Origin of the sequence: Neisseria subflava, assembly GCF_003044935.1 — a bacterium.
Classification (GTDB): Bacteria; Pseudomonadota; Gammaproteobacteria; order Burkholderiales; family Neisseriaceae; genus Neisseria; species Neisseria subflava_E.
Window position 1 is genome coordinate 90,999 of the sequence record NZ_POXP01000004.1, and the last position, 13,231, is coordinate 104,229.

Annotated in this window: 7 protein-coding genes; all 7 read right to left on the reverse strand. The window is 46.6% G+C overall.

Features of this window, described 5'->3' with window-relative positions; genetic code table 11:
• Positions 1-23 precede the first annotated feature (23 nt).
• Positions 24-2,129 (reverse strand): elongation factor G, encoded by a 2,106-nt coding sequence (fusA, locus tag DBY95_RS10180; RefSeq protein WP_070825978.1) that lies wholly within the window; start codon positions 2,127-2,129, stop codon positions 24-26.
• Between the two features lie 18 nt (positions 2,130-2,147).
• Complete coding sequence (rpsG, locus tag DBY95_RS10185) at positions 2,148-2,618, reverse strand: 30S ribosomal protein S7 (protein WP_002240962.1); 471 nt, start codon at positions 2,616-2,618, stop codon at positions 2,148-2,150.
• A 117-nt stretch (positions 2,619-2,735) separates the two neighbouring features.
• Positions 2,736-3,107 (reverse strand): 30S ribosomal protein S12, encoded by a 372-nt coding sequence (gene rpsL / locus DBY95_RS10190; protein ID WP_002218431.1) that lies wholly within the window; start codon positions 3,105-3,107, stop codon positions 2,736-2,738.
• Positions 3,108-3,437: 330 nt separating this feature from the next.
• Complete coding sequence (gene rpoC / locus DBY95_RS10195) at positions 3,438-7,613, reverse strand: DNA-directed RNA polymerase subunit beta' (protein WP_107724223.1); 4,176 nt, start codon at positions 7,611-7,613, stop codon at positions 3,438-3,440.
• A gap of 155 nt (positions 7,614-7,768) precedes the next feature.
• Positions 7,769-11,947, reverse strand: coding sequence for a DNA-directed RNA polymerase subunit beta (rpoB, locus tag DBY95_RS10200; protein ID WP_107724224.1), 4,179 nt, complete (start codon positions 11,945-11,947; stop codon positions 7,769-7,771).
• 189 nt (positions 11,948-12,136) lie between these two features.
• Complete coding sequence (gene rplL / locus DBY95_RS10205) at positions 12,137-12,508, reverse strand: 50S ribosomal protein L7/L12 (RefSeq protein WP_003677916.1); 372 nt, start codon at positions 12,506-12,508, stop codon at positions 12,137-12,139.
• A 57-nt stretch (positions 12,509-12,565) separates the two neighbouring features.
• Positions 12,566-13,066: a 50S ribosomal protein L10 gene (rplJ, locus tag DBY95_RS10210; RefSeq protein WP_003680699.1), complete on the reverse strand. Its 501-nt coding sequence runs from the start codon at positions 13,064-13,066 to the stop codon at positions 12,566-12,568.
• Positions 13,067-13,231 lie beyond the last annotated feature (165 nt).

The window sequence follows — 13,231 nt, forward strand, 5'->3', positions numbered from 1 at the left end:
TTTCAGACGACCTATTTGCCTGATTAGCCTTTACGGGCTTCAGTTACAGCAGCAGCTATGTGTGCAGGAGCTTCAGAATATTTCTTGAACTCCATAGAGTAAGTAGCGCGACCTTGGGTTGCAGAACGCAGGTCGGTAGAATAACCGAACATTTCTGCCAGAGGCACTTCGGCACGGACTTTTTTACCGCCGATACCGTCATCATCCATACCCAATACGACGCCGCGGCGACGGTTCAAGTCGCCCATTACGTCACCCATGTATTCTTCAGGGGTTTCCACTTCAACTGCCATGATTGGTTCCAACAGAGCTGGATTGGCTTTACGCATACCTTCTTTGAAGGCTTGGGAAGCAGCCAATTCGAAGGCCAGTTGAGAGGAGTCGACGTCGTGTGAAGAACCGAAAATCAAACGTACGCGTACGTCAACTACTGGGTAGCCCGCAACGATACCATTAGGCAGGGTATCGCGGATACCTTTATCAACAGACGGAATGAATTCGCGAGGAATCACACCACCTTTAATTTCGTCGATAAATTCGTAACCTGCACCACCCGGTTCCATAGGTTCCATTTTGATCACAACGTGACCGTATTGACCTTTACCACCAGATTGTTTGGCATGTTTGTATTCAGCTTCAACTTCTTTGCGGATGGTTTCACGGTAAGCCACTTGAGGCGCACCAATGTTTGCTTCCACGCCGAATTCGCGTTTCATACGGTCAACAATAATTTCCAAGTGCAACTCACCCATACCGGAAATAATGGTTTGACCGGATTCTTCGTCTGTACGAACGCGGAAAGAAGGGTCTTCTTTCGCCAGACGGTTCAGGGCGATACCCATTTTCTCTTGGTCGGCTTTGGTTTTCGGCTCAACAGCAATATGGATTACCGGCTCAGGGAATTCCATGCGTTCCAAGATGATAGGTGCGCTTTCTGCACACAAGGTCTCACCAGTAGTAACGTCTTTCAGACCGATAGCGGCTGCGATGTCGCCAGCGCGTACTTCTTCAATTTCAGTACGGTCTGCAGCAGTCATTTGCACCAAGCGACCGATACGTTCGCGAGTACCTTTTACTGAGTTCAATACAGTATCACCGGATTTCACCACACCAGAGTAAACGCGGATAAATGTCAATTGACCAACGTATTTATCATTCAACATTTTGAACGCCAATGCAGAGAATTTCTCTTCATCGCTGGCTTCACGGCTGTCGGCTTCTTCAGTGTTAGGGTTAACACCTTGAACTGGAGGAATGTCGGTAGGAGCAGGCAGCAATTCTACAACTGCATCCAACATACGTTGAACACCTTTGTTTTTAAATGCTGAACCGCACAACATTGGTTGAATTTCACCGGCCAAAGTACGTTGACGCAATGCGCCTACGATTTCTTCTTCAGTCAGCTCATCACCGCCCAAGTATTTGTCCATTAATTCTTCGCTGGCTTCTGCTGCAGCTTCAATCATGTTTTGACGCCATTCTTCGGCAGTCTCAACCAATTCAGCAGGAATATCGCCATAGGTAAAGGTTGTACCTTTATCGGCTTCATTCCAAATAATGGATTTCATTTTCAACAGGTCAACAACACCGCTGAAGCTGTCTTCCGCACCAACCGGAATCACGATAGGTACAGGGTTCGCGCGCAAACGGGTTTTCATTTGCTCAACAACGCGGAAGAAGTTGGCACCTTGACGGTCCATTTTGTTTACAAATGCCAAGCGAGGTACTTGGTATTTGTTAGCTTGACGCCATACGGTTTCAGATTGAGGTTGAACACCACCTACTGCACAGTAAACCATTACCGCGCCGTCCAATACACGCATAGAACGCTCTACCTCTACGGTAAAGTCAACGTGTCCCGGGGTGTCAATGATGTTGAAACGATGTTCAGGGAACTGTTTCGCCATACCGGACCAATAAGAAGTCACAGCAGCAGAAGTAATGGTAATACCACGCTCTTGCTCTTGTTCCATGTAGTCGGTAGTAGCTGCGCCGTCATGCACTTCGCCCAATTTGTGAGTCAAACCTGTATAGAACAAAATACGTTCTGTTGTGGTTGTTTTACCCGCGTCAATATGGGCAGAAATACCGATATTGCGATACAGGCTGATAGGGGTCTTACGAGCCATTTTGTTAGCCTTTCGATATTAGAAACGGAAGTGAGAGAATGCTTTGTTTGCTTCAGCCATGCGGTGTACTTCTTCACGTTTTTTCAACGCACCGCCACGACCTTCAGCCGCATCAATCAATTCACCCGCCAAACGCAGGTCCATAGATTTCTCACCACGTTTACGGGCCGCGTCGCGAACCCAGCGCATTGCCAAAGCCAGACGACGTGAAGGACGAACTTCAACAGGAACTTGGTAGTTTGCACCACCTACACGGCGGCTTTTCACTTCCACGATAGGTTTGGCGTTTGCAATGGCTTCGTTAAATACTTCGATTGCTACTTTGCCGGTTTTTTTCTCAATTTGTTCCAGCGCACCGTAAACGATACGTTCTGCAACAGATTTCTTACCGTCAATCATCAATACGTTCATGAATTTAGTCAGCTCAACGCTGCCGAATTTAGGATCTGGCAGTACGTCGCGCTTAGGGACTTCTCTACGTCTTGGCATTTTAATTTCCTTTAATCTATTCAGTTGGGTCAATTCCCATGAATACCCAATTGAGTATTCACTTACTCGGCCGTTATTCAGCTTAGGCGGCCGACGTGCCTATTTGAGTCCCGATAATTATTTAGGACGCTTAGCACCGTATTTAGAACGGGCTTGTTTACGGTCTTTAACACCTGCAGTATCCAAAGAACCGCGTACAGTGTGGTAACGTACACCTGGTAAGTCTTTTACACGACCGCCGCGAATCAATACGACGCTGTGCTCTTGCAAGTTGTGACCTTCACCGCCGATGTATGAAATTACTTCAAAACCGTTGGTCAAGCGAACTTTACATACTTTACGCAATGCAGAGTTAGGTTTTTTAGGGGTAGTTGTGTATACACGGGTGCATACGCCACGTTTTTGCGGGCAAGCTTCCAGTGCAGGCACTTTGTTTACGTACACAGGCTTTTGACGGCCTTTGCGTACCAATTGGTTAATAGTTGGCATATTTTCTCGTCCTGTTGAGTTAAATACTTGCCGACACCATGTCGACAAGATTGGAATTATATTTTTATTGCAAGGGTTTAGTCAAGCAAATGACTGATAAAGTTTGGTGTTTTCCAATTTATGTCTAAATTTTGGAAACAAAGGCCGTCTGAAACATTCAGACGGCCTTTGTCATTTTAAATAAGTCCGCAATTTGGTTCTCTACTTATTTTCTCCATTGCTTTCCTTATTTATTCAGACGGCCTTAATCTCTACCCTCTTTTAAGTCCTCTAAAAAAATAAAACCGCAAGACTGGCTTGCGGTTTTATTTTCACAACAATCCTGAGGGATTATTCATCTAAAGCTTCGGTTTCAGAAGTTTCTTGATCGGCTTGCTGCCATTGTTGATGACGGCTGCGGTGGTAGGTTAAACCTGTACCGGCAGGAATCAATCGACCGACAATCACGTTCTCTTTTAAACCGCGCAGCTCGTCTTGCTTGCCCATGATAGCGGCCTCGGTCAAGACGCGGGTTGTTTCTTGGAACGATGCTGCAGAAATGAAGCTGTCGGTAGACAAGGAAGCTTTGGTAATACCCAACAACACATTTTCATAACGTGCCGGCTCTTTGCCTTCAGCAATGGCTTTCTCATTGGCAAGCATCACATCGCTACGCTCAACTTGTTCGCCGGTAATAAACTCTGTATCACCGGAATCGACAATGTTCACTCGACGCAGCATTTGACGGATGATGACTTCGATGTGTTTATCGGAAATCTTCACACCTTGCAGGCGGTAAACCTCTTGTACCTCTTGAACAATGTAGCGAGCCAATGCTTCGATACCTTGCAGACGCAGAATGTCGTGTGGGTCTACGGCACCGTCTACGATGGTTTCACCGCGGTTTACCACTTGACCATCGTGTACCAAAATCTGTTTCTCTTTAGAAATCAGGGTTTCGTATGCTACACCGTCTACGTCGGTAATAATCAGACGCTGTTTACCTTTGGTTTCTTTACCGAAGGAAACGGTACCGGTAATTTCAGCCAACATACCTGCATCTTTCGGCACGCGTGCTTCAAACAATTCGGCTACACGTGGCAGACCACCGGTAATATCGCGGGTTTTAGAAGACGCTTGTGGAATACGCGCCAACACATCACCCTTACCGACTTCCTGACCTTCCCGGATGGTAATCACCGCACCGACCGGGAATGCCATAGAAACTGGGGTAGTCGTACCAGGAATGCAAATTTCCAGACCATTTTCATCCAACAGTTTGACAGTCGGACGCAACAGTTTAGAAGCACTAGAAGAACGACGTTTGCCGTCAATCACTACCAAAGTAGACAAACCGGTTACATCGTCAGTTTGTTTCGCAACGGTAACACCCTCTTCTACGTTTTCGAATTTCACCAAACCTGCATGTTCGGTAATCATCGGACGGGTATGCGGATCCCAAGTTGCCAAAGTTTGACCGGCTTTAATGGCTTCGCCGTCTTGTACCAACAGGATTGCACCGTAAGGTACTTTGTGACGTTCACGTTCACGGCCGATTTCATCGTGAATCACAACTTCACAAGAGCGGCCAATGACAACCAATTCGCCTTTGTTGTTGGCAACGTAACGCATTTGGCTGCTGAAACGAGCTGTACCATTGGATTTGGCTTCCACTTGGCTGGCAGCAGCCGCACGAGATGCCGCACCACCGATGTGGAACGTACGCATGGTCAGCTGAGTACCTGGCTCACCAATAGATTGTGCAGCAATTACACCTACAGCTTCACCAGCGTTAACCAGTTTACCGCGCGCCAAGTCGCGGCCATAACAGTGTGCACACAAACCATGACGGGTTTTACAAGTAATTGGCGTACGGACTTTAACCTCGTCAACACCAGATTGGTCAATGATATCGACTAATTTCTCAGTCAGCAGTGTACCTGCCTCAACCAATGTTTCGCCTGTTGAAGGATCAACAACATCTGATGCTGTAACACGGCCTAAAATACGATCGCGCAACGCTTCAATTACGTCACCGCCTTGTACTACTGCTTTCATGACAAAGCCGTCTGAAGTACCGCAATCATCTTCAACAACGACCAAGTCTTGAGTTACGTCTACCAGACGACGGGTCAGGTAACCAGAGTTTGCCGTTTTCAACGCGGTATCCGCCAAACCTTTACGCGCACCGTGGGTCGCAATAAAGTATTGCAATACAGTCAAACCTTCGCGGAAGTTAGAGGTAATTGGCGTTTCGATAATAGAGCCGTCAGGTTTGGCCATCAAACCACGCATACCGGACAACTGTTTAATCTGAGCTGCAGAACCACGGGCACCAGAGTCGGCCATCATGTAAATAGAGTTGAAGGACTCTTGATCAACTTCGTTGCCGTCACGGTCGATAACTTTTTGTTTGGACAGATTGTCCATCATCGCTTTAGCGATCTTATCGCCGGCACGACCCCAAATATCGACCACTTTGTTGTAACGTTCGCCGTTGGTCACCAAACCTTGACGGTATTGGTCTTCGATTTCTTTAACTTCGGCATTAGCCTCAGCCAGCAAGGCTGCTTTTTCTTTCGGAATTTCCATATCGTCAACCGCAATGGAAATACCGCCTTTAGCCGCAAAACCGAAACCGGTATACATCAAGTGGTCGGCAAAAATAACTGTGTCACGCAAACCGCACAGACGGAATGATGCGTTAATCAGTTTAGAAATTTCTTTTTTCTTCAGCGCTTTGTTGATGTACTCGAACGGCAGGCCTTTAGGCAAGATTTCGCTCAACAATGCACGGCCGACAGTCGTTTCGTAACGGTTAACGACAGGCTCAAACTCACCTGCTTCGTTTTTTACCCATTCGCGCAGACGTACGGTAATTTTCGTACCCAGTTCAACCTGTTTGGTATGGTATGCACGATGCACTTCTTTCACATCGGCAAACAGGCTGCCTTCGCCTTTGGCATTGATACGGTCGCGGGTCATGTAGTACAGACCCAATACGATATCTTGAGAAGGTACGATGATTGGTTCGCCGTTGGCTGGAGACAATACGTTGTTTGAAGCCAGCATCAGCGTGCGTGCTTCCATTTGTGCTTCCAAGCTCAATGGAACGTGTACAGCCATTTGGTCACCGTCAAAGTCGGCGTTAAATGCGGCACACACCAATGGGTGCAACTGAATCGCTTTACCTTCGATCAGGATAGGTTCGAACGCTTGAATACCCAAACGGTGCAGGGTTGGCGCACGGTTCAGCATAATCGGATGTTCGCGGATCACTTCTTCCAAGATATCCCATACTTCAGGTACTTCTTGTTCTACCAATTTTTTCGCAGCTTTAACAGTAGACGCCAAACCTTGTTTTTCCAATTTGTGGAAAATGAATGGTTTGAACAGTTCCAACGCCATTTTTTTCGGCAGACCACATTGGTGCAGACGCAGGTATGGGCCTACGGTAATCACGGAACGACCGGAGTAGTCCACACGTTTACCCAGCAGGTTTTGACGGAAGCGGCCGCCTTTACCTTTAATCATGTCAGCCAATGATTTCAGCGGACGTTTATTGGCACCGGTCATGGCTTTACCGCGACGGCCGTTATCCAACAGAGAGTCAACTGCTTCTTGCAACATACGTTTTTCATTACGAACGATGATGTCAGGCGCATGCAGTTCCAACAGACGTTTCAGACGGTTGTTACGGTTGATAACGCGGCGGTACAAATCGTTCAAATCGGAAGTGGCAAAACGACCACCATCCAATGGAACCAACGGACGCAAATCAGGTGGCAATACCGGCAGCACGTCCATAATCATCCATTCCAGCTTCATACCGGAACGGTGGAAGGCTTCCAATACTTTCAAGCGTTTGGCAATTTTTTTGATTTTAGTGTCAGAACCGGTAGATTCTAGCTCTTGACGCAGGATTTCGATTTCGCTGACAATATCCAGGGTGCGCAGCAATTCGCGGATACCTTCCGCACCCATTTTGGCATCAAAGTCATCGCCGTATTCGTCCAGCTTGTTGTAGTAATCGTCTTCAGTCAGCAATTGACGGCGTTGCAACGGAGTCATGCCGGGATCGGTCACCACGAATGCTTCAAAGTACAATACACGTTCGATATCACGCAACGTCATGTCCAATACCATACCCAGGCGGGAAGGCAGGGATTTTAAGAACCAAATATGTGCAACAGGTGCAGCCAATTCGATATGGCCCATACGTTCGCGGCGCACTTTGGACAGGGTAACTTCTACGCCACATTTTTCACAGGTTACGCCTTTAAATTTCAAGCGTTTGTACTTACCGCACAAACATTCATAGTCTTTAACCGGGCCAAAGATTTTGGCGCAGAACAAACCGTCGCGCTCAGGTTTGAACGTACGGTAGTTAATGGTTTCAGGTTTTTTAACTTCGCCATAAGACCATGAGCGGATGGTTTCGGGAGAGGCAATACCGATTTTGATGGCATCAAACTCTTCTTCCATGCCGGTGGTTTGCAACGGATTAAATAAGTTCAACAAATTCATTTTTGCTCCTTGAAGGAAGTATTTTTACCGCGTGGCGGATTTTCGATATTGGAAACGGTACTTTTGATTTCAGACGGCCTAAATGCCGATTGCTTCATTCTTATTCTGAAACCGCTTTTTCAGACGACCTTAAAAGGCCGTCTGAAAACTTCTGTTTAGTAGCGTTCCAAATCGATATCCAAGCCCAGTGAGCGAATCTCTTTAACCAATACGTTGAAGGATTCAGGCATACCGGCATCGATTTTGTGTTCGCCTTTGACGATGTTTTCGTACATTTTGGTACGGCCGTTCACGTCGTCAGACTTCACAGTCAGCATCTCTTGCAGCGTGTATGCCGCGCCGTATGCTTCCAATGCCCAAACCTCCATCTCACCGAAACGTTGGCCACCGAACTGAGCTTTACCGCCCAGAGGCTGTTGGGTAACCAGACTGTATGGACCGGTAGAACGGGCGTGCATTTTTTCGTCAACCAAGTGGTGCAGTTTCAGATAGTGCATCACACCGACTGTAACCTTGCGGTCAAATGCTTCGCCTGAACGGCCGTCATACAGCGTGATTTGCGTTTTACTGTCGTTGAAGCCCAGTTTCTCAACCTCAGGATCTTCGCTTGGGTAAGCCAAGTTCAACATTTCGCGGATTTCAGACTCTTTCGCACCGTCGAATACAGGAGAAGCGAAAGATGCACCTTTACGCAGGTTGGAAGCCAATTCGATGATTTCTTCATCTGTCAGGCTGTCCAAATCTTCTTTCTTGCCGCTACCGTTGTAGAGCTTGTTCAAGAATTCACGCAGCTCGCTGGCTTTGCGTTGCTCTTTCAGCATACGGTCGATACGCTCGCCGATACCTTTTGCCGCCCAACCCAAGTGAACTTCCAAAATCTGACCGATGTTCATACGGGAAGGTACACCCAACGGGTTCAGTACGATGTCTACCGGACGGCCGTCAGCCATGTAAGGCATGTCTTCCACCGGCAGAATGCGTGATACCACACCTTTGTTACCGTGGCGACCCGCCATTTTGTCACCGGCTTGCAGACGGCGTTTGATGGCGATAAATACTTTCACCATTTTTTGTACGCCTGGTTGCAGCTCGTCGCCTTGGGTCAGTTTTTTCTTCTTGATCTCATACAACTCATCCGCTTCTTCGCGTTTTTGTTGCAGGCTCAATTTAATCAGTTCCAACTGCTTGGCCAAATCTTCGTCAGCCAGACGGATGTCAAACCAATCATGTTTGCTGGACAGGCTTGCCAAATATTCGGTAGTAATTTCGCTGCCTTTAGCCAGCTTCATCGGACCACCATTGGCTTTTTGACCAACAATCATACGCTCGATACGGTCGAATGCGTCATTATCGAAAATACGCAATTGATCGCCCAAATCTTGACGGTAACGTTTCAATTCAGAATCAATAATGGATTGAGCACGTTTGTCGCGTTGGATACCTTCACGAGTAAAGACTTGAACGTCGATAACGGTACCACTCATGCCGGTAGGCATACGCAATGAAGTATCTTTTACGTCAGATGCTTTTTCACCGAAGATGGCACGCAGCAGTTTTTCTTCAGGAGTCAGTTGGGTTTCGCCTTTAGGTGTTACTTTACCTACCAAGACGTCACCGGCTTCTACTTCTGCACCGATATATACGATACCGGATTCATCCAAACGGTTTTGCATACGTTCGGACAAGTTCGGAATATCGCGGGTAATGTCTTCCGCACCCAGTTTAGTGTCACGTGCAACAACGTTCAGTTCTTCAATGTGAATAGAAGTATAACGATCGTCCGCAGCCACTTTTTCTGAAATCAGAATCGAGTCTTCGTAGTTGTAACCGTTCCATGGCATGAAGGCGATGGTCATGTTTTGACCCAAAGCCAACTCGCCCAAGTCGGTAGATGCACCGTCGGCCACCAAGTCACCACGTTGCAACACATCGCCTGCTTTTACGGCCGGACGTTGGTTGATGTTGGTAGATTGGTTAGAACGGGTGAATTTAACCAAGTTATAAATATCGACACCCACTTCACCGGCAGTCGCTTCATCATCATGAACACGAACTACAACACGGTTGGCATCTACATACTCAACCACACCGCCGCGGCGGGCAACGATTGCAGTTGCAGAGTCAACGGCAACAGAGCGCTCAATACCGGTACCAACCATCGGTTTTTCAGGGCGCAGACACGGTACAGCCTGACGTTGCATGTTGGCACCCATCAATGCACGGTTCGCGTCATCATGTTCCAAGAATGGAATCAGAGATGCTGCAACGGATACCACTTGACCGGTTGCCACGTCCATATATTGAACGCGGTCAGGCGTCGCCATAATGGTTTCGCCTTTTTCACGACAAGTGACCAAGTCGCCAATCAAATTACCGTCTTTGTCCAAATCGGCATTCGCCTGTGCAATCACATAACGGCCTTCTTCGATAGCAGACAAGTAATCGATTTCTTCAGTTACTTTGCCATCGACAACACGGCGGTAAGGGGTTTCCAAGAAACCATAATCATTGGTACGCGCATAAACGGACAATGAGTTGATCAAACCAATGTTTGGACCTTCAGGTGTTTCAATAGGACATACACGGCCATAGTGGGTCGGATGTACGTCTCGCACCTCAAAGCCTGCACGTTCACGAGTCAAACCGCCCGGACCCAATGCAGATACACGGCGTTTATGGGTAACTTCAGACAATGGGTTGGTCTGATCCATAAATTGGCTCAATTGGCTGGAGCCGAAGAATTCTTTAATCGCAGCAGAAACAGGTTTCGCATTGATCAAGTCATGTGGCATCAAGTTCTCAGATTCTGCTTGGTTCAAACGCTCTTTAACTGCACGCTCTACACGAGCCAAACCGCTGCGGAATTGGTTTTCAGTCAACTCACCCACAGAACGAACACGACGATTACCCAAGTGGTCAATATCGTCTACTTCGCCATGACCGTTACGCAATTCAACCAATGTAGCAATAGAAGCAACGATGTCTTCAACGCTCAGAACGTAACCACCTTTTTCAGATGCGCCAGCCAAAGTTTCATTCAGCAAACGGCCATACCAAGAGTTTTGTTGTGCTTCAGACAATTTTTGCTCGTATGTGCGCGTATTAAATTTCATACGGCCTACGCGAGACAAATCATAGCTGTCTTCACTGAAGAACAAGCGGTTGAAGAGCTGCTCAACAGCTTCTTCGGTAGGCGGTTCGCCAGGACGCATCATGCGGTAAATCGCTACGCGTGCAGCTTGCTGATCAGCAGTTTCGTCTGTACGCAGAGTGCTGGAGATGTAACCGCCTTGATCCAATTCATTGATATAAAGGGTCGTAATTTCTTTTACACCATGGATATCAAGTTTGGCCAACAATTCTTCTGTAATTTCATCGTTAGCAGAAGCCAATACTTCGCCGGTTTCCGGATCAATCAGATCCGCAGCCAATGCTTTGCCAATCAGACTTTCTGGCTCCACATCCAAACGAGTCAAGCCTGCATTGGTAATATCACGGATATTTTTCGCAGTAATGCGTTTACCTTTGGCAACCAGTACATTGCCTTCTTTATCCAAGATATCAACTTTGGCAGTTTCACCTTTCAGACGGCCTGCAATCAGATCAGTTTGAACACCGTTTGAAGACAAATAGAAAGTTTCTTTGTCGTAGAAAATATCCAAAATTTGTTCATTGTTGTAGCCCAAAGCTTTCAACAAAATCGTAACCGGCATTTTACGGCGACGGTCGATACGGAAATACAGCAAATCTTTTGGATCAAATTCGAAATCCAACCATGAACCACGGTAAGGAATAATACGAGCAGAGAACAACAGCTTACCGGAAGAATGTGTTTTACCACGGTCATGCTCAAAGAACACACCAGGAGAACGGTGCAGCTGGGAAACAATCACGCGCTCAGTACCATTGATGACAAAAGAGCCGCTTGGCGTCATCAATGGGATTTCGCCCATATACACTTCGTTTTCACGAACTTCTTTTACAGTCGGCTTAGATGCTTCTTTATCCAAAATCACCAAACGGATACGGGCACGCAATGGGGCCGCATAAGTAATGCCGCGCAATTGACATTCAGGAATATCAAACAAAGGCTCGCCCAATGTGTAATGCACAAACTCCAAGCGCGCATAACCGTTATGGCTCACAATCGGGAAAATAGAATTAAATGCTGCTTGCAGACCATCATCAGTGCGTTGGTCAAAAGCATTTTCCAGCTGCAAAAATTTCGCATAAGAATCAATTTGGGTTGCCAGCAGGAAAGGAACATCTAAGACATTCTCTCGCTTTGCAAAACTCTTACGGATACGTTTTTTCTCGGTAAACGAATAGCTCATATACACTCCGAAAAGCAATTTTAAATAATAGGCCGTCTAAAACAACGGCATGCATCAACTTGATATTTACATTTATTTGCAATGATTTTATAAAGACTATGCAAATAAATGTAAACAATGCCTGATGCTTATTTTAAGAAGCAAAATAAGGCTGGCAGAAAACTGCCAGCCTTCATAGGAAGCATCAAATTATTTGATTTCGACTTTAGCGCCGGCTTCTTCCAGTTGTTTTTGGATGTCTTCAGCTTCAGCTTTAGAAACACCTTCTTTCAGAGTTTTAGGTGCACCGTCAACGATGTCTTTAGCTTCTTTCAGACCCAGGCCAGTGATAGCGCGGACAACTTTAATCACGCCAACTTTTTGATCACCGGCAGAAGCCAATACTACATCAAATTCAGTTTTTTCTTCAGCAGCAGCTGCACCAGCACCTGCAGGACCTGCAACTGCAACGGCAGCAGCAGAAACGCCAAATTTCTCTTCAAAAGCTTTAACCAGGTCGTTCAATTCCATTACGGTCAAAGAACCAACGGCTTCCAAAATGTCTTCTTTAGTAATAGCCATGCTATTTTACTCCAAATATTGTATTAAAAAATAATTGATTAAATGAAACAAAATCGATTAAGCGGCTTCTTCGCCAGCTTTTTTCTCTGCCAAAGCAGCCAAACCACGTGCAAAGCCTGATACAGGAGCTTGCATAACGAACAACAGTTTGGACAACAGTTCTTCGCGGCTTGGAATAGAAGCCAACTCAGCAACCTGAGCAGGGTTCATCACTTCGCCATTGTAAGAACCGGCTTTAACGATAATTTTGTCATCTTTTTTCGCGAATTGGTGCAGCACTTTAGCAGCAGCAACAGCATCTTCAGAAGCAGCGTAAACCAATGGACCAACCATTTGATCGGCCAAACCTGCGAATGAAGTACCCTCTACTGCGCGACGAGCCAGAGTATTTTTCAGAACGCGCAAGTAAACGCCTTCTTTACGTGCATTTGCACGAAGCTCAGTCATGCTGGAAACACTGATACCGCGATATTCAGCGACTACGAGAGTTTGAGCGTTAGCAATTGCTGCGCTAATTTCCTCTACGGCCACTTTCTTGGTTTCAATATTGAGACTCAAGGTCTACCTCCCACTGTTTATAAACAGGATACCGAATGATATCCCACCAGCGCGGTAACCTAAAAAGACATCTTACAAGCAATCTTGCAATGTGTTTCAGGACTACCGTCTGCGTAGGGCAATTACGATTAAATCTTACGATCCCTACGGTCTTGGACATCTACT